The organism is Bradyrhizobium sp. A11, assembly GCF_042077125.1.
In the GTDB taxonomy this organism is placed as follows: Bacteria; Pseudomonadota; Alphaproteobacteria; order Rhizobiales; family Xanthobacteraceae; genus Bradyrhizobium; species Bradyrhizobium japonicum_B.
Map to the genome: position 1 here is coordinate 2,414,759 of NZ_CP149509.1, position 17,267 is coordinate 2,432,025.

A 17,267-nucleotide genomic window follows, 5' to 3' on the forward strand; every position below is an offset into this window, starting at 1 on the left:
GACCATGGGTGGGTTGTGGTAGTGAACGGCCAGATGGCGGCACGTCGCGGCCTGAAAGCGCAGCAGGGGACCGCCGATGAACCGTGACCTCGACCTCGCCGAGTTTGAACTGCATCCGCAGCGCGGCGCGGTGCTGGCCGAGGTGCATGCTCGCCCGTTCACCCGGCTGACGGCGCCGGTCACGGTGCTCCGCTTTGCTTTTCTGGGCCAGGGCGAGGTCGCGGCGGCGGACCGGCAAGAGTTCGTGGCGTTCTGCACCTCGCACGGGCAGGCGCCGCCGGAGGACGGGACCAAGCATCACCAGGTGACGATCGGCACCACCCAGCTGCGCTGGGAGCAGCATTCGGAGTTCAGTACCTTCACCTGGATCCTGGGCGGCTCCGAGACGTCGGCTCGCCGGTTCGGCGAGATCGGCGCCGAGTCCGCCGCGCTGATCCGGTCGCTGCGCCAGTCCGGGCAATTGCTGGTCGCGGTCAAGCTCGAGGTCGAGCAGACCTCGGCGGCCCTGGAGCGCGCGCAGCAGCTGTTCGAAAGGGGCAGCCTCGCCATCGCGGCGGTCCGCAGCGGACCCGCGGTCGTCGCATCCGACTTTCGCACCGACGATCAGGGCTTCGTTCGCATCCTCGTCTGCAACGACGGCTTGTCGCCGGGCCGGCTCGGCGCCCTGGTGCAGCGCGTGCTGGAGATCGAGACCTATCGCACGCTGGCGCTGCTCGGTCTGCCCGCTGCGCTCGAGCTTGCGCCCTCCGTCGATCATATCGGCCGGCGTCTCGTCGAAGTGCTCGAGGAGATGCAAGGCGCCGAAGACCTCAAGCTCAACAATCATCTCCTGACGGAACTGACCGCATTGGCGGCTTCGCTCGAAAGGGGCGCGGCCGGCAGCCTGTTTCGGTTCGGCGCGAGCCGGGCCTACAACGAGATCGTGCAGGCTCGCCTCGCGGTGATCGAAGGCGGCGAGATCGCGGGCTATCCGACCTGGTCCTCCTTCCTCGCCCGTCGCATGGCACCGGCCATGCGCACCTGTGCGACGATGGAGGACCGGCAGGCCGACCTGTCGATCAAGCTCGCGCGCGCGGCCGATTTGTTGCGGACACGCGTCGACGTCGAGCTCGAGGAGCAGAACCGCGATCTGCTGCGCTCGATGAACGACCGCACCCGGCTGCAATTGAGGCTGCAGAGCACGGTCGAAGGCTTGTCGGTGGCGGCCATCGGCTATTACGTCGTCAGCCTGTTCGGCTATCTCGCCAAAGGCGCCCATGATGGCGGCCTGCATGTCGAACCTTCGCTGGCAACCGCGATCTTCGTGCCGATCGCCGTGGCGGTGATCTGGATCGTCACCCGCAATATCCGCAGGCGGCACCTGAAGCATGACGAAATATCCGGCGCTCACGATTGAGGCGCAAACGAGCCTCTTGCGCTTCGAAGGCGAGCGGATCTCGACGACCTTGTGTCGCCCTCTGTCAATCCCTTCGCTCGAAAATATTCCACTTTACCGAAATTCGGAAATGGCGTATGTGTCGTCCATCCCGGCTCATCCAGGAGGGGCGATCTCGAGGTCGTCTTGATCGCGAGCCGGGCTTGCGGTGGACGCGGCAGCGTCGGCACGAGAGGTGCGGGCAGGGCGGGTAGTCCCTGTGAGTCCGTAACCGCGTGCGGACGAACGGCGCTGCTAGGCTTCGTCTCGCCTGTAAGTTTCCGGCTTCGTCGACAGGGCTGGAAATACTGCGGCGAAAGGGCGGGCCGTGCGTACGGCAAAACCGTGTGGTCCTGGCCGTCGTTGCTACGGTCAAGCTCTTGCGGAGGTGCGAGCGAGCCCAACCGGGCAGACTGCATCATCCAATTCGCGGGGCGAGGGAGGCCAGAAGGAAAGTTCGGCTCCCGGGAGAGCACGGCATAAGCCGTCCGACCATCGCGCAGGGAAGGCCGAGTGATCGGCACCACCTGTATGCTGCTGTGCGGTTCTTCTGCGTGTGCATTTTGCGCAGCAGACCGCGGGTGCGTTGTCAGCACCCGGCCTTCCCTGTGCCCTCCTGGATTTGAGGGTGGAGCGACGAAGCAAAACTCGGGCGAATTGCGCCGCGAGAGTGAGAAGGCGTGTCTGTGAGGCAAAGTGCTTGCGACAAACGCGATTTCGTAGGGTGGCAAAGCGCAGCGTGCCCACGCGTCTACCGCCGCATCGGACAGATCGTGGGCACGGCGCAAGGGCGCCTTTGCCCACCCTACAGCCTCGCAATGACGTCGTTAGGAAACCGTGCGCCACTCAGCACTCGTGCCCCGGACGCAGCGCAGCGCTTCTTCAGCGGTGCGCTGCAGAGCCGGGCCCATGTCGCGGCATTGGACCGTGTCGCCCTGGGTCCCGGCTCTGCGCCGCAACGCTCGCGCGTTGCGGCTTGTCCGGGACACGGTGGTTTTGCAATGGCGCGGAGAGGAGGCGGCGTCGACGCCGGGAGCATCAAGCCACGCCCTTGCGATGATTCAGGTATCGAAGCGCGAGCTTGATGAAATTGTGCACCACCATCGATGTCTCGTCCGCTCTGAAGACCAGAAACACGTCGGCCGTGGGCGGCGAGGGCCGGATCGGACGGAAGGCGATGTCTGCGGTGGTGAAGCGCGCGATCGACTGCGGCACGAGCGCGACGCCGAACCCCGCCGCGATCAGGCTCGGGATCGACTGGGCGTCGACCACCTGCTGGGATACCTTTGGCAGGAAGCCGGCATCGACACAGCAGGTCCGCACGTACCGTGCGAAATCGGAGCTGTCGGGATCGAGGACGACATGATCCTCGGACGCGAGCTCACCGAGCGCGATACGCTTGCGGCGCGCCAGCCGATGGGTGCGGGGCATTGCGATGACGACCTCTTCCCGCCACGCCAGCTTGCTGGTCAGGTCGCGCTCGGCGGGAATTCCGCGAATGAGACAGATGTTGGTCGTGCGGCTGAGCAGCGCCGCGATCTGCAATGCCGGCGCCTGCTCATGCACCGTCATCCTGACCTGCGGAGCGACCTTGCGGTAGGCCGCGAGCAGCTCGGCGAGACGGCCGCGCAGGATCGAGCCGGTCGCTCCGACATCCAGCGTTCCGATCAGGCCGGCTCCGATCGACCGCGCCTCGTCTTCCGCGGCCTTGACCTGTTGCAGGATGGCGCGTCCCCGCACCAGCATGGCCTCACCCGCCTGCGTCAACTCGACCCTGCGGCTGGTCCTGTAGAGCAGCGGGGTCGCGAGCTCTGCCTCGAGGGCCTGGATGTGCTGGCTGAGCGGCGGCTGCGAGAGGTTCAGCCGCCGGGCGGCGAGGGTGAAGCTGCGCTCTTCGGCGACCGCGATGAAGTACCGAAGCTGGCGGAGATCCATAGCGAAAACCTATCAATCGTGTCATTCTATATATTGGACTTGGTGTCGCACCCGGTCAACGAATGACCGCTGGAGCCTTCTGAGTGTCCCGTCGCGGGCCTGCAGACCCTTTGAATGCGGAGTGCTTGAGGTTGGCTATGGTGACGCTCTCGATCGAGCCTTTGACGAAGCAGGCGTTCGCTCCATTCGGAGACGTCGTCGAAACGCAAGGCAGGACCCCGCTATCGATCAACCAGGGCTACGCTCAGCGCTTCAACGGGCTTGCCGATATCGACGTTGTCGCGGAAGGCGGAGAAGTCAACATCAGCTGGTTCGTCGCCTCGGTGCGGCCCGCGCCGATCGCGATCCGCCTGATGGAGCGCCATCCGCTTGGGAGCCAGCTGTTCATGCCCCTGAACGCAGCCGACTGGCTGGTCGTCGTCTGCACGGACCCCAGCGTCTCGTCCAGCTACCGGGCGTTCGCGGCAAAGGGCCATCAGGGCGTGAACTATGCTAGAAACTGCTGGCACCATCCACTTCTGGTTCTCGAGGACGCAAGCGCGTTCCTCGTTGTCGACCGCAAGGGGGATGGCGCCAATCTCGAAGAATATTGGCTGAGCGAGCCGCTACAGCTCGGCGTCCAGTCGGCTGCAAGCTGATACGTTCCCATCGGTAACCTTCACGAGGCTTGATGATGTCATCGCGCACCTATCACGTACCGCAAGGCGGCCTTCCGTCCCAGACGGACCTGCTGAGCGGCCGCGCGGTCTTCACGAACGCATACGCCGTCATCCCCAGCGGCGTGCAACGCGATATCGTCGTCAGCCACCTGCCGCACTGGGACGACACGCGGCTCTGGGTGCTGGCGCGACCGCTGTCCGGCTTCGCCGAGACGTTCTCCCATTACCTCATGGAGATCGCGCCGGCCGGCGGAAGCGACATGCCCGAGCCGGACAAGGATGCTGAAGGGGCGCTGTTCGTCGCAGGCGGGACGTTGATGCTCAAATTGGCAGAAGGTGAACGTGAGCTGAGGCCTGGTAGCTTCGCCTATCTGCCGCCCGGCTGCGCCTGGAGCGTTCGCAACCGCGGTCCCAGCCCTGCACAGGTGCACTGGATCCGCAAGCTGTACCAGCGCGTGCCGGGGTTGGCCGAGCCCGAGGCGATCGTGACCAACGAAGAGTCCATCGAACCGGTCGCGATGCCGGGCACGGAGGGAAGGTGGGCCACCACCCGCTTCATCGATCCGGCCGATATGCGGCATGACATGCACATCAACATCGTGACGTTCGAGCCGGGGGCGACGATCCCCTTTGCCGAGACGCATGTCATGGAGCACGGGCTGTACGTGCTCGAGGGCAAGGCGGTCTACCGTCTTAATCAGGACTGGGTGGAGGTCGAGGCCGGCGACTACATGTGGCTGCGCGCCTTCTGCCCGCAGGCGTGCTACGCCGGGGGCCCTGGCCGGTTTCGCTATCTGCTCTACAAGGACGTCAACCGGCACATGAATCTGCGGCAGGGCCCGCCGCTGCTCTAGACCGGCGGTGGTCCGCGGGCGCCGCTGCGATCTAGTCGATCGCGGTGCGCGAGCGGCGGGGGCTGCTCTGAAGCTCGGGGTAGCCGGTCAGCATCAGCTTGTCGGCGCGGACGCCCCAGCTCTCCAGGCGGTCGAGGAAGCTCATGCCGAGCAGGTTGGTCTTCATCTGCCCGCGCTGGACGACGAGGGCCGGCACCGACTTTTCGACGAGATGGCCGACGGAGAGACGGTCGAGCGTGAGGCGGGCCGCCTTGGTGTGGCCGTTCGCGGTCTCGAGTTCGACATCGTATTCGAGCATCTCGAGCGGCAGCCCGATGGCTTTTGCGGTTTCCCAGGTCAGCACCACCGAGGTCGCGCCGGTATCGATCACCATCGGCGCTGCGACACCGTTGATCTTCGCACGCAGGGCAAATTCGCCGCCCTGGCCGCGCGGGATCTGCACGGCAGGGGCGGGCGCCACCGTCTGCGCGCGAAAGATGTGCGAGACCTTGTGGCCGGCGCGCGCGATCTGCTTCGGATCGCCATAGGCGACGACCGCGCCGGCCGTGCCGGCGAGCATGACGAGGACGAGCAGGAAGCGGATCATCGCGCGCCTCCGCGGGCGCGCAGGCCGGTCAGGCCCGCTTCGGCGATGCCGCGATCGGCGCAAGCCCGGCTTCCGTCATGCGTGCCGGCAACAGGGCCATGACCGCGCGCCGTTCCGCGCTGTCCATGGCGTGCCAGCGCGCGATCTCGGGCAAGGTCCGGCCGCAGCCGAAGCACAGCTTGGTCCTGGGATCGATCATGCAGACGGCGACGCACGGCGTTTCTTTGCTCATTCGGACATAGTGGGGGATTGTCGGGCATGTCTGCAAGCATCTGGTTAGGAGCCGGTGCCGGCGCTCATGATCGGCTTGTGGCGCGGCCGGCGCTTCTCGTCGGGGAGTGCGGAACCCTCCGGCTGGAGCGGTGGAGAATCGTCCGACAGCGGCGCAAGCGCGCTCATCACCCGCTCCGGCGGGAAGGTGACGATCACCTCGGTGCCGATGCGCAGCTTCGATTTCAGCGTGAACGTGCCACCGTGCAGGTCGATCAGATTCTTGGCGATCGGCAGGCCAAGGCCTGCGCCCTGTTCGGCCGATTTGATCGAGTTGGAGCCCTGGCCGAACGAGGCGAGCACGACCGGAATCTCGTCCTCGGGGATGCCCGAGCCGGTATCCCTTACCGAGAGATATTGTCCGCCCGAAGCGGTCCAGCCGGCCTTGAGCCAGATCTCGCCGCCCTGCGGCGTGAACTTGATCGAGTTGGAGATCAGGTTGAGCACGACCTGGCGGATCGCGCGCTCGTCGGCCCAGAGCCGCGGCATGGACTGTTCGAACACTTCGTGGATGGTGATGCCCCGGCTCGAGGCGCGCAGCTTCATCAGATGGTGGCAGTCGGCGACGATGCCGACCAGCGACACCGCCTCCTCGTTGAGCTCGTAGCGGCCGGCCTCGATCCGCGACAAATCGAGGATCTCGTTGATGAGGTTGAGCAGGTGGACGCCGGAATTATGGATGTCGGCCGAATATTCCTTGTAGACCGGCACCGCATGGGCGCCGAAGATCTCGCTCTTCATCACCTCGGAGAAACCGAGGATGGCGTTCAGCGGCGTGCGCAGCTCGTGGCTCATCTGCGCCAGGAAGCGCGACTTGGCGACGTTGGCGGATTCGGCGCGGTGGCGCGCTTCGTCCGAGATCGCCTTGGCCTGTTCGAGCTCGCCGATCAGCGCGTCCTTCTCGGCGCGCGCCTCCAGCGCCGCGAAGGTCGAGGAGTGCAGGCGATGCGCCAGCAGCACGAAATAGCCCTCGGCCGCGAGCGAGAGCGCGGCCAGGATGTAATTGTCCAGCGAGCCGGTGAACGCAAAGCTCAGCGCCATGGCGACCGCGACCGGCGCGGTGGCGGCAAGGGCTGCGATCGGCAGATTCGCGGCGACCATGCTCGATACCGCGATCACCAGCAGCATCAGGAACATCATCAGCGTTTCCGTGACCATGTCGAGCACGGGATGGATCAGGATCGCCATCCAGCACAGGCCATAGAGCAGATCGAGCACGACGAAGCGTGTCCGCCATGCGCGCGTCGCCGCGGGCGAGGCGGGCTCGGTCAGGAAGCGCCGGCAGCTGCGGATCATCGCCGCGTGAATGCAGAGCATGCCGACGGTCCAGGCGGCAGCGGGGATCGGCTGCATCCACAGCCCGAACAGCAACCCGGTCGCGACCACCAGCAGCATCACGACATAGGACGCCGACAGCCGGGTCTGGGCGTATTGGCGCAGCATCTCGGCGTCGAAGGCCGGCCGGGTTCCGCTGGTCGACGTTAACTTGTCGCGCGCCTCGCGCACCCGCTGCGCCGCAGCCCGTCGGCTGCTCGCCGATGGAGCGCTTACCGGCTCGGCCGGAAGCTGCACAACCTCGGGCTTTTCAGCGGGGTTACTCATCAAGCAACAACGATTCCTGCCCACGCCGGACGCGGGCCTTCTGCATTGTCTATCTCTGGCAAGAAATCCTTAAGAGGTGACTTAAGGAGCTAAAGAATTACGTTAACGGGGCGTTAATCCAAGGTCCGATTCGACCTCCCGCTCGCGGAACCCGCGGGCCCTTCACCTGAAGAAAACGAGCGTGACCAACGCGAACACCGGCAGCAGCAGGACGGAGGTCCAGGCCATGTACCCGAAGAAGCCCGGCATGGCGACGCCGCTCCCTCGCGCGATCGCGTACACCATGAAGTTGGGCGCGTTGCCGATGTAGGAGTTTGCGCCCATGAACACCGCGCCTGCCGAGACCGCGGCAAGGGTCACCGCGCCATTCGTCATCAGATGCTTGGCGTCGCCTCCAGCGAGTTCGAAGAAGACGAGATAGGTCGGCGCATTGTCGAGAAAGGACGAGAGCAAGCCGGTCAGCCAGAAATAGGCGGCATTGTTCGGCGTGCCGTCGGCATTGGTGACCATGTTCACGACGGCGGCAAACGCGCCGGACTTGCCGGCGTTGAGGATCGCAAGCACGGGAATGATGGTGATGAAGATGGCGGCGAACAGCTTTGCCACTTCGATCATGGGCCCCCACGAAAAGCCGTTCGCGTCGTGGTCCTCCTTCGAGGTGACGGCGAGAGATGCGAACACGACGCCGATCATCACGGCATCGCGCAGAAGATTCTGCAGCTGAAGGTGCGTGCCGAGAACCTCGAATCCGCCGAGATCGAGCTTGGCACTCAAGAGGATCGCAGCGATGATGACGCCCATCAGAGCGAAGTTGAGGCCGCCGCTGACCCGCAAGGGATTGTCCGGAGTCGGGTCCGGTTTGACGCGGCCTTCCTTGCGATACAGATAAGCGTCGATGCAAAAGAACAGGACGAGCAGAATCCAGGCGGCGAACGTCGTCTGGGGGAACAGGTGCGTCGTTGTCCAGAAGAAGTCCACGCCGCGCAGGAATCCCAGAAACAGCGGCGGATCTCCCAGGGGCGAAAGCGAGCCGCCGATGTTCGACACCAGGAAGATGAAGAAGATGACGACGTGCGCGTTGTGCCGCCGGTCGTCATTGGCGCGGATCACCGGCCGGATCATGACCATCGACGCGCCGGTCGTGCCGATGACGCTCGCGATCAGGGTGCCTAGCGCGAGCAGCAGGGTGTTCAGGACCGGCGAGCCGTGAAGATTGCCGCGCACCACGATTCCGCCGGCGACCGTGAACAACGCAAGGAGCAGCAGAATGAAGGGGATGTATTCGAGCAGCGCGGTATGAACGAGAGCCTGGATGGTCGGCAGCGGGCCGTGCCAGACTAAAAGCGGCAGCACGATCAGGGCACCCCACATCGCGGCAATCTTGCCCTGGTGGTGCTCCCAGAAGTGAGGCGCTGCGAGCGGAAATATCGCGATCGACAGCAGCATGCCGGCGAAGGGAAGCGCCCATTGCGGGCCGATGCTGGCGCCATCGAGCGATGCGGCGAGCGCCTGCGAAGGTGATGCAGCCAGGATCAGGAGCGCGACCGGGAGCAGGCGCACAACAACAAGGATGGCGGCGATCACGCTAGGCAAGGCTCCCCCCGAAGGCTATTTTTCTTTCCGTTCGACCGCTGGCCGAAGCTTCGTCGCGGCCGAGGTCGCGACGAAGCTCGGATGCTGCACGTCCCCGAACGACGCCGCAACAGCCCCTCAGCGCTGCAGGCGCGCGAGCAGGCTCGACGTATCCCAGCGCTTGCCGCCCATCTTCTCGACCTCGGAATAGAACTGATCGACCAGCGCGGTGACAGGCAGGTTGGCGCCGTTGCGGCGGGCTTCGGCGATCGCGATCGAGAGGTCCTTGCGCATCCATTCGACCGCGAAGCCGAAATCGTACTTGTCCTCGTTCATGGTCTTGTAGCGATTTTCCATCTGCCAGGACTGCGCGGCCCCTTTCGAGATGGTCTCGATCACGGCAGTGACGTCGAGGCCGCTCTTCTTGGCGAAATGGATACCCTCGGAGAGACCCTGCACCAGACCGGCGATGCAGATCTGGTTGACCATCTTGGTCAGTTGGCCGCTTCCGGCCGGCCCGAGCAGTTTGCACATCCGCGCATAGGCGCCCGTGATGATCGGCTCGGCGCCGGAATAGGCGTCGGGCGCACCGCCGCACATCACCGTCAGCACGCCGTTCTCGGCGCCGGCCTGGCCGCCGGAGACCGGCGCGTCGACGAATTTGAAGCCGGCCTTGCCGGCGGCTGCGTCCAGCTCACGCGCGACCTCGGCGGAGGCGGTGGTGTGATCGACGAAGGTCGCGCCCTTCTTCATCCCGGCGAAGGCGCCGTCGGCCCCGATCGTGACCGCGCGCAGATCGTTGTCGTTGCCGACGCAGCACATCACGAAATCCTGCCCCTCGGCGGCCGCCTTCGGGGTCGCCGCGGTCTTGCCGCCGAACTTGTCCGCCCATTCCTTCGCCTTGGCCGCGGTGCGGTTGTAGACGGTGACCTCATGGCCCCCTTTTTTCACGAGGTGTCCGGCCATCGGGAAGCCCATGACGCCGAGACCGAGGAAAGCGACTTTAGCCATGTGTGGTACCTTGTCCGTAGTTTTGAGCTTTACGGTTGTAGCAGGGCGAGGGCGCCGGGCGGCACCCTCGAAGTTCCGCTGCGAGGGCGGATCGGAGGCGCACCATAAACCGTTAAGCCGGGAGGGCAACGGCTTCGTTTGGCGGCCCCCTGTGTTAGGATGGTGGGACCTAAGGACTTCGAAAAAGGGAGCGAAAGCATGGCATCGGGCTTGGGCGGTGTGAGCGTTGGCGTCCTCGATCATTTCAACATCCGGACCCGCAATCTGGCCGAGACCGTCCGTTTCTACGAGGACGTGCTGGGGCTGGAAAACGGCGCCCGTCCGAATTTCGCCTTCCCCGGTGCCTGGATGTACAGCGAGGGCCGGGCGGTGGTGCATCTGGTCGATATTTCCGCGACGGCGGAGCCGCAGAAGCCGGATTCCGGCGTCGTCCATCATGTCGCCTTCGTCAGCCGCGGTTTCGACGGCATGAAGCAGCGGCTGGCCTCCAAGGGGATGAAGTTCGACGCCCGCCAGGTGCCCGGCGGCGATCTCTGGCAGATCTTCGTTCACGACCCCAACGGGGTCATGATCGAGCTGAATTACGAGGCCGCCAAGGAGCAGGGGGCGGCGCCCGCCGAGATGGCTGACGATATCGGCAGGCAGTAGCCTTTTGGGCGTTTCCGCTCTAATGGGGCATCCTAAAGTCTCGTGCCTGGCCCTGCCGGAAAGCCGCTTCCCGCTTCGCGCTGGTGCGGCCCTCCGGGTCCGGATCAGGCTCCGTCCAGGAGATGCACTTTGAGCGTGACGCAGCAACAGGTTCTCGACAGCCTCGCCAGGATCAAGTCGCCCCGCGGGGTCGCGCTCACCAATGCCAATGTGCTGAGCGCGATCAGCGCGTCCGACGGCAAGGTGTTCTTCTCGATCAATGTCGATGCCGCCGAGGCCAGGGCCTGGGAATCCATCCGGGCCGAGGCCGAAGCCGCCGTGCGCAGCATCCTCGGCGTCACCACCGTCATGGTGGCACTGACCGCCGAGCGCAAGCCGGGCTCCGCACCGCAGCCGCCTCCGCAGCCCAGTCGCGGCGCGCCGGGCGTGCAGCCGGCCCATGCCCACAAGCCGCCGCAGGGAGGCGGCTCGCCCATGGCGCGGCAGTCGGAGATCCCGGGCGTCGCCGCCGTGATCGCAGTCGCCTCCGGCAAGGGCGGCGTCGGCAAGTCGACCACCGCGCTGAACCTGGCGCTCGGCCTGCGCGATCTTGGCCTCAAGGTCGGGCTGCTCGATGCCGACATCTACGGCCCCTCGGTGCCGCGCCTGACGGGCCTTCGCGACAAGCCGGAGCTGAACGACGAGCGCAAGATGATTCCGCTTCGTCGCTTCGGCCTCGCGATCATGTCGATCGGTTTCCTGGTCGAGGAAGAGACCGCGATGATCTGGCGCGGTCCCATGGTGATGTCGGCGGTGACGCAGATGCTGCGCGACGTCGAATGGGGCAAGCTCGACGTTCTCGTGGTCGACATGCCGCCGGGCACCGGCGATGCCCAGCTCACCCTGGCGCAGAACGTGCCGCTCAAGGGCGCGGTGATCGTCTCGACCCCGCAGGACCTGTCCCTGATCGACGCGCGGCGGGGGCTTGCCATGTTCAAGAAGGTCAACGTGCCCGTGCTCGGCATCGTCGAGAACATGAGCTACTTCCAGTGCCCGCATTGCGGCACGCGGTCGGACATTTTCGGCCATGGCGGGGCGCGCCACGAGGCCGAGAAGCTCGAGGTGCCGTTCCTCGGCGAGATCCCGCTGCACATGGCGATTCGCGCGACCTCGGATGCCGGCAACCCCGTCGTCGACAGCGAGCCGGACGGCCCCCATGCGGCGATCTACCGCGCCATTGCAGAGCAGGTCAGGGACCAGCTCAAGGGCGTCATCGCGGCGGCCTGAAGCGGCCGCCGGCGCGCCGCCTCGTCCCCTTGGGAGACATGCGACTTTCGTAGAGCCCCGTCATGCCATTGTCGCGTTCCGAAAACGCGCCTTCCGTGTTAAAGGCCCACCGCAGTCAAGCCCCTTCGGTTCGACGCGGCCCTGTCGCGTCGCCGGAATCAGCGGCGGCACAAGAGAAGTTCAAGGGGAAACGCCCCAGCAAGGAGAGACCTGAAGATGAAGCGTCGTGATTTTCTGAAAGTGTCGGCAGCAGGCGCGGCGGCGACCGCAGTGGCCTCGCCGGCGATCGCGCAGTCCTCGCCCGAGGTGAAGTGGCGCCTGACTTCGAGCTTCCCGAAGTCGCTCGATACCATCTATGGCGGTGCCGAGCAGGTGGCGAAGTACGTCGCCGAGATGACCGACAACAAATTCCAGATCCAGGTGTTCGCCGCCGGTGAACTCGTTCCCGGCCTGCAGGCGCTCGATGCGACCTCCAGCGCCACGGTCGAGATGTGCCACACGGTGTCCTACTACTACGTCGGCAAGGACCCGACCTTCGCGATCTTCGCCTCGGTGCCGTTCGGCCTCAATGCGCGCCAGCAGAATTCCTGGCTGTTCCAGGGCGGCGGCAACGAGCTCGCCAACGAGTTCTTCAAGAAGTCGAACGTGATCGGATTCCCCTGCGGCAACACCGGCACCCAGATGGGCGGCTGGTTCCGCAAGGAGATCAAGACCGTCGCAGACCTCTCCGGCCTCAAGATGCGCATCGGCGGCATCGCCGGCCAGGTGCTCCAGAAGGTCGGCGTGGTGCCGCAGCAGCTCGCCGGCGGCGACATCTATCCGGCGCTGGAGAAAGGCACCATCGACGCCGCCGAGTGGGTCGGCCCCTACGATGACGAGAAGCTCGGCTTCGCCAAGGTCGCCAAGTACTACTACTATCCGGGCTTCTGGGAGGGCGGTCCCACCGTCCACGCCTTCGCCAACCTGGAGAAGTTCAACGCGCTGCCGAAGAACTACCAGGCCATCCTCGCCAACGCGACCACCCATGCCAATACCTGGATGGCCGCGCGCTACGACATGCAGAATCCGGCCGCGCTGAAGCGTCTGGTTGCCGGCGGCACCCAGCTTCGTCCCTTCACCAACGAGGTGCTGGAAGCCTGCCTCAAGGCGACCAACGAGCTCTGGGCCGAGGTCTCGGCCAAGAACGCCGACTTCAAGAAGGTGATTGACGCCATGCAGGCCTACCGCTCCGACGAATATCTGTGGTGGCAGGTTGCCGAATATACCTACGACAGCTTCATGATCCGCTCGCGCACGCGCGGCTGATCGCCTGGAATCGCAAGACCGCAGAGCCCGGCCTCCTGGAGGCCGGGCTTTTTCTTTGCCACAGTGCGATCGGGGGATGGCATTGCGTCCCGGCTTGCGTCATGCTGGCCCTAAGCCTCGGCAAGAAGGCCCACAATCGCAAACCATCAGGGCAGGAAATCATGAAGAGAAGAGACTTCATCAAGGTCACCGGACTTGGCGCGGCCGGCGCCGCCACGCTCGCGGCTCCCGCGATCGCGCAGTCGATGCCGGAGATCAAATGGCGTATGCCGACGAGCTGGCCGAAGTCGCTCGACACGCTGTTTGGCGGGGCCGAGATGATGTGCAAGATGGTCGCTGAGGCGACCGACAACAAATTCCAGATCCAGATCTTCGCCGCCGGCGAGATCGTTCCGGGCCTCCAGGTGCTCGACGCCGTGCAGAACGGCACCTGCGAAATCGGTCACACCGCGTCCTACTATTATTTCGGCAAGGATCCGACCTTCACCTTCGGTTCGGCCGTGCCGTTCGGCCCCAACATGCGCATCAACCAGGCCTGGTACATGCTGGGCGGCGGCCGCGACGTGCTCAACGAATTCTACAAGAGCTATAACGTCGTCTCGCTGCTCGCGGGCAACACCGGTTGCCAGATGGGCGGCTGGTTCAGGAGAGAGGTCAATACGCCCGACGATCTCAAGGGCATGAAATTCCGCATCGGCGGCTTCGCCGGCCGCGTGCTTCAGAAGCTCGGCGTGGTGCCGCAGCAGCTCGCCGGCGGCGACATCTATCCCGCGCTGGAGAAGGGCACCATCGACGCCGCCGAATGGGTCGGCCCCTATGACGACGAGAAGCTCGGCTTCTACAAGATCGCGCCTCACTACTACTATCCCGGCTGGTGGGAAGGCGGGCCGATGCTGATGGCCTTCGTCAACCTCGACAAGTGGAACGCGCTGCCGAAATATTACCAGAGCGTGCTGGAGCAGGCCGGCCACTACGCCAACAACTACATGATGGCGCGCTACGACAATGCCAATCCGCTGGCGCTGAAGAAGCTGCTCGCCGGCGGCACCAAGCTGCACCCGTTCTCGCCGTCGATCATGGACGCCTGCCACAAGGCTGCCAAGGAGCTGCACGCCGAAGTCGCCGCAAGCAACCCGAACTTCAAGAAGGTGCACGACTCGCTCGCCAAGTTCACGAGCGACGGCTACTCCTGGTTCCAGGTCGCCGAGGTCGGCTACGACATCTTCATGGCGCGCCGCTCGCAGAGCTGATCACGCCATCTCTCGCAGGCAGCGCCCCGGTGTGAAAGCTCCGGGGCGCTGTCGTGTCTGGAGGGGCCCGGACTTGAAAACTGAAAAACAACCCCATGCACAGTAGCCAACGGATTGATAAGTCATCGGAAAAAATTGGCGATCCAAGCGGTCTTCGCCGAGGCGGGAACGGTGCTGAGCTTCGATCCAGATGACGTTCAGAGAACGCTGTGCAGGGCATGGTCGCCGGCGACGGCGAGGCAATGGACCGCGAGCAATCCGGCGGCGGGACAATGCAACGTCACGGCGCTGCTCGTGCAGGAACTGTTCGGCGGCGACCTCCTGAAGACGCCGCTGCCGGCCGGCGACCATTTTTACAATCGGATCGAAGGCGAGAGGTACGACTTCACGGCAAGCCAGTTCGATCAGCCGATCGCTTACGTGGACTTGCCGGCAAGCCGCGCCGACGCAGAGCGAGGGGCGACGGCGGACGAATTGGCTGAGCTCAGGACCGCTTTCCGGCTGCACAGCACGAAGTCAGGCTGAAGCGAAGCAACGCTACGGCCGACGAGACGAACGGCTTTGGCTGGCATTGGGCTCACCGAACCATCGCGCCGCGGCCCGGGACGCTTCCTCGTTGTCGGGAGCTAGTTCGCAGGCCCAGGCACGACGCCGTCGGGGCGCACGAGCAAAGCGATCAAGCCCAATCGGTCCTTTGCCTCGCTTGCAACATAGCTGATCCGGCCAATCCAGCGGCGCGCAAGCGCTTGAAGCGATGGCCGCGCGCCGAAATCAAGCAGCAGTCCTTTCCCTGTTCTGAGGAGCTCGCTCAGTCTTGTCCCATTGCCCAGTTCAAAGTCGGCGCACTCCGCCCCACCAGCGGATGGCTCCCGCCGAGATCATAGCGGAGGGAAACGCCCCACACGCGTTCGGCGAAGTAGGTCGCGCCGTCGCGCGTGTTGACGAGGTCACGGACAACGGCTTCGAGTGCGCGCGAACTCCTGGTGGGGCGCATCAGCCCGACCTGGGCGCGCGACCAGTCGAGGATCTGTGCTCCCACCGGATATCGTTCAGTCGAATAGCTGTCGAGCAGGCCGGCGGGCGCATCGCCGCGAATGGTTGCGGCGAGCTTCCACCCGAGGTTCATGGCATCGCCGAGGCCGAGGTTCAGGCCTTGGCCGCCCAGCGGCGAATGGATGTGCGCAGCATCGCCGGCCAGCAAGCTCGAGCGAGCCCTGATCGGCCAGTTCGACCTGCACGGAATAGCCGGTGAATTCCGGATCGGTGCCGGTGAAGCCGATACCGGCCGCCTTTCGCACGCTGCTGCGGCCGCCGTCGCAACCAACGAGCCAGCGGCCATGGACGGTTTCGCTGGCCGTGTCGACGGTCACGCCGTCCATGGATTGTCTCAGAGCCTCGACGCCGCAGCCGCGCCGGATCTCTGCACCCAGCGCCTCGGCGCGGACCGCAAGGACGGCCTCGATGCTCGCCATTTCGACCGCCATGCTCCCGATCGGGCCGGGCAGGCGGTGTGGCCATTGCGTTGTATCGATCTGATCGTGAAAGAACTGGATGCCGGCGAAATGACCGGCGGGGCGACGCTGCTGCTGCATCCAGTGCGCACCCGCTGGCGTCTCCCGGCTCGCCGCGCCAGCTTTCAGACGCTCCAGCAAGCCGCGGCGGTCGAAGCTCTTGATCGTCGGCACCGAGAGACCACGCAGGCCAAACGGCTGGCTCTTGAGCGGCGAGTGCGGGTGTCGCGCCTTTTCCAGGACCAGCACCGAACAGCCGGCGATCCGCAATTCACAAGCCAGAAAAAGGCCGACGGGACCAGCGCCCGCGATGATGACGTCGTAGGGGGAAGTGTCGGGGATCTGCATAAACTGCTCCGTTGTCGATGTTCGACCGGAGCGTTTCCCAGACCTGAGGACCTCACGGACGAACGCCTGACCGCTTGAACAGCGATCGGGTTCGTCGTGGGGATCTCAGGCACGGGGCCAAAGACCAGAGCTTTCGTTACCGAAAGGACTTGGGCTTACCAAGCCAAGTCTGCCTTTTCCGACATGACGAATTTAGCCGTTTGGTCGCGGCCTCGTCAATGGAGCAACAGCCGGCATGAACTTGACAGGGAAGGGCGACCGGCGCCGTGCTTTTTCGCTGGCCGAGGCGGCCGGAATGGTGGAAGAGAGCGAAGATGCCGCGCGAGCCGTGCGGTGACTTGAGTTTTCGGCGGATATGCGATGCGCCTTCTCATCGTCGAGGACAATGCCGAGCTGTCGCGGCTGGTCGCGGGCGGGCTGGCGGCGGCCGGCTACCAGAGCGACATCGTGGGCAGCGCGGCCGAGGCGCGCGAGGCGGTGAGCAGCGTCAGCTATGCCGCGATGATCCTCGACCTCGGGCTGCCCGACGGCGACGGCCTGTCGGTGTTGCGCGAGCTGCGCGCCAGGATGGAGCCGCTCCCCGTGCTGGTGCTGACCGCACGCGGCGGCTTGCAGGACCGCGTCGGCGGCCTGCGCAGCGGCGCCGACGATTATCTCGCAAAGCCGTTCGCGATGGAGGAGCTAGTGGCGCGGCTGGAGGCGATCCTGCGCCGGCCCGGCCAGCTGCTGGGCCGCTCGCTCAGTCTCGCCAACCTGGTCTACGACACCGAGAGCCGCCAGATCTTCGTCGACGACCAGCCGCGGATCATCTCCGCGCGCGAGACCTCGGTGCTCGAGATCCTGCTGCGCCGGCAGGGGCGGGTGGTGCCAAAGAAGAACGTCGAGGACCATATCTTCGGGCTGGACGGCGAGGTCGCCTCCAACGCCGTCGAGGTTTATGTCTCGCGGCTGCGCAAGCAGCTCGCCGAACACGGCGCCAAGGTCGTGATCCACACCATCCGCGGCGTCGGCTATCTCATGGACGCGGAGAAATAGC

At 65.2% G+C, this 17,267-nt stretch carries 15 protein-coding genes and 1 pseudogene; 9 read left to right on the top strand and 7 right to left on the bottom strand.

What is annotated here, in order from left to right; translation table 11 throughout:
- The first annotated feature begins 76 nt into the window (after positions 1-76).
- Positions 77-1,396 carry a DUF3422 domain-containing protein gene (locus WI560_RS11085; protein ID WP_375308029.1) on the top strand — a complete coding sequence of 440 codons (1,320 nt, stop codon included), beginning with the start codon at positions 77-79 and terminating at the stop codon, positions 1,394-1,396.
- A 1,056-nt stretch (positions 1,397-2,452) separates the two neighbouring features.
- On the opposite strand, the gene WI560_RS11090 is transcribed toward WI560_RS11085, so the two are convergent.
- Positions 2,453-3,349 (bottom strand): LysR substrate-binding domain-containing protein, encoded by an 897-nt coding sequence (locus WI560_RS11090; RefSeq protein ID WP_375308030.1) that lies wholly within the window; start codon positions 3,347-3,349, stop codon positions 2,453-2,455.
- A 137-nt stretch (positions 3,350-3,486) separates the two neighbouring features.
- Here WI560_RS11090 and WI560_RS11095 point away from each other — a divergent pair, with 137 nt between their 5' ends.
- Together WI560_RS11095 and WI560_RS11100 are read left to right on the top strand one after the other, a co-directional pair.
- Positions 3,487-3,987: an ureidoglycolate lyase gene (locus WI560_RS11095; protein ID WP_375308031.1), complete on the top strand. Its 501-nt coding sequence runs from the start codon at positions 3,487-3,489 to the stop codon at positions 3,985-3,987.
- A gap of 35 nt (positions 3,988-4,022) precedes the next feature.
- Positions 4,023-4,862, top strand: a complete 840-nt coding sequence (locus WI560_RS11100; protein ID WP_375308817.1) for a bifunctional allantoicase/(S)-ureidoglycine aminohydrolase — start codon at positions 4,023-4,025, stop codon at positions 4,860-4,862.
- Positions 4,863-4,893: 31 nt separating this feature from the next.
- On the opposite strand, the gene WI560_RS11105 is transcribed toward WI560_RS11100, so the two are convergent.
- From WI560_RS11105 to WI560_RS11125, 5 genes are all read right to left on the bottom strand, one after another.
- A complete protein-coding gene (locus WI560_RS11105) occupies positions 4,894-5,448 on the bottom strand; it encodes a TIGR02281 family clan AA aspartic protease (protein WP_375308032.1) in 555 nt (184 codons plus the stop codon).
- A 28-nt stretch (positions 5,449-5,476) separates the two neighbouring features.
- The gene (locus WI560_RS11110; protein ID WP_375308033.1) at positions 5,477-5,680 is read right to left on the bottom strand and encodes a DUF1289 domain-containing protein; all 204 of its coding nucleotides are present in this window, start codon (positions 5,678-5,680) and stop codon (positions 5,477-5,479) included.
- A gap of 44 nt (positions 5,681-5,724) precedes the next feature.
- The gene (locus tag WI560_RS11115) at positions 5,725-7,320 is read right to left on the bottom strand and encodes a HAMP domain-containing sensor histidine kinase (RefSeq protein WP_257177733.1); all 1,596 of its coding nucleotides are present in this window, start codon (positions 7,318-7,320) and stop codon (positions 5,725-5,727) included.
- A gap of 162 nt (positions 7,321-7,482) precedes the next feature.
- Positions 7,483-8,904, bottom strand: coding sequence for a sodium:proton antiporter (locus WI560_RS11120; RefSeq protein WP_375308034.1), 1,422 nt, complete (start codon positions 8,902-8,904; stop codon positions 7,483-7,485).
- A 126-nt stretch (positions 8,905-9,030) separates the two neighbouring features.
- Entirely contained in the window at positions 9,031-9,903 is an 873-nt protein-coding gene (locus tag WI560_RS11125) for an NAD(P)-dependent oxidoreductase (protein WP_375308035.1), read from the bottom strand.
- A gap of 198 nt (positions 9,904-10,101) precedes the next feature.
- Between WI560_RS11125 and WI560_RS11130 the strand changes: the two genes are divergently transcribed.
- The 5 genes from WI560_RS11130 (at position 10,102) to WI560_RS11150 (ending at position 14,897) form a co-directional block, all read left to right on the top strand.
- Positions 10,102-10,551, top strand: a complete 450-nt coding sequence (locus tag WI560_RS11130) for a VOC family protein (protein ID WP_375308036.1) — start codon at positions 10,102-10,104, stop codon at positions 10,549-10,551.
- A 129-nt stretch (positions 10,552-10,680) separates the two neighbouring features.
- On the top strand, positions 10,681-11,817 hold the full coding sequence (locus WI560_RS11135) for an Mrp/NBP35 family ATP-binding protein (protein ID WP_375308037.1): 1,137 nt from the start codon (positions 10,681-10,683) through the stop codon (positions 11,815-11,817).
- 216 nt (positions 11,818-12,033) lie between these two features.
- The gene (locus WI560_RS11140) at positions 12,034-13,122 is read left to right on the top strand and encodes a TRAP transporter substrate-binding protein (protein WP_375160991.1); all 1,089 of its coding nucleotides are present in this window, start codon (positions 12,034-12,036) and stop codon (positions 13,120-13,122) included.
- A gap of 161 nt (positions 13,123-13,283) precedes the next feature.
- Positions 13,284-14,372 (top strand): TRAP transporter substrate-binding protein, encoded by a 1,089-nt coding sequence (locus WI560_RS11145; protein ID WP_375160990.1) that lies wholly within the window; start codon positions 13,284-13,286, stop codon positions 14,370-14,372.
- Positions 14,373-14,546: 174 nt separating this feature from the next.
- Positions 14,547-14,897, top strand: a complete 351-nt coding sequence (locus tag WI560_RS11150; RefSeq protein ID WP_375308818.1) for a hypothetical protein — start codon at positions 14,547-14,549, stop codon at positions 14,895-14,897.
- 12 nt (positions 14,898-14,909) lie between these two features.
- On the opposite strand, the pseudogene WI560_RS11155 reads toward WI560_RS11150, so the two are convergent.
- Positions 14,910-16,231, bottom strand: a pseudogene (locus WI560_RS11155) (FAD-dependent monooxygenase).
- Positions 16,232-16,591: 360 nt separating this feature from the next.
- Here WI560_RS11155 and WI560_RS11160 point away from each other — a divergent pair.
- Complete coding sequence (locus WI560_RS11160) at positions 16,592-17,266, top strand: response regulator transcription factor (protein WP_257177739.1); 675 nt, start codon at positions 16,592-16,594, stop codon at positions 17,264-17,266.
- Position 17,267 lies beyond the last annotated feature (1 nt).

Excerpts from the sequence above, each read along its gene's own strand:
- WI560_RS11095 (WP_375308031.1), top strand. The coding sequence starts at position 3,487 with ATGGTGACGCTCTCGATCGAGCCTTTGACGAAGCAGGCGTTCGCTCCA.
- WI560_RS11115 (WP_257177733.1), bottom strand. The coding sequence starts at position 7,320 with ATGAGTAACCCCGCTGAAAAGCCCGAGGTTGTGCAGCTTCCGGCCGAG.
- WI560_RS11145 (WP_375160990.1), top strand. The coding sequence starts at position 13,284 with ATGAAGAGAAGAGACTTCATCAAGGTCACCGGACTTGGCGCGGCCGGC.
- WI560_RS11090 (WP_375308030.1), bottom strand. The coding sequence starts at position 3,349 with ATGGATCTCCGCCAGCTTCGGTACTTCATCGCGGTCGCCGAAGAGCGC.
- WI560_RS11110 (WP_375308033.1), bottom strand. The coding sequence starts at position 5,680 with ATGAGCAAAGAAACGCCGTGCGTCGCCGTCTGCATGATCGATCCCAGG.
- WI560_RS11085 (WP_375308029.1), top strand. The coding sequence starts at position 77 with ATGAACCGTGACCTCGACCTCGCCGAGTTTGAACTGCATCCGCAGCGC.
- WI560_RS11125 (WP_375308035.1), bottom strand. The coding sequence starts at position 9,903 with ATGGCTAAAGTCGCTTTCCTCGGTCTCGGCGTCATGGGCTTCCCGATG.
- WI560_RS11130 (WP_375308036.1), top strand. The coding sequence starts at position 10,102 with ATGGCATCGGGCTTGGGCGGTGTGAGCGTTGGCGTCCTCGATCATTTC.
- WI560_RS11100 (WP_375308817.1), top strand. The coding sequence starts at position 4,023 with ATGTCATCGCGCACCTATCACGTACCGCAAGGCGGCCTTCCGTCCCAG.
- WI560_RS11105 (WP_375308032.1), bottom strand. The coding sequence starts at position 5,448 with ATGATCCGCTTCCTGCTCGTCCTCGTCATGCTCGCCGGCACGGCCGGC.
- WI560_RS11160 (WP_257177739.1), top strand. The coding sequence starts at position 16,592 with ATGCGCCTTCTCATCGTCGAGGACAATGCCGAGCTGTCGCGGCTGGTC.
- WI560_RS11140 (WP_375160991.1), top strand. The coding sequence starts at position 12,034 with ATGAAGCGTCGTGATTTTCTGAAAGTGTCGGCAGCAGGCGCGGCGGCG.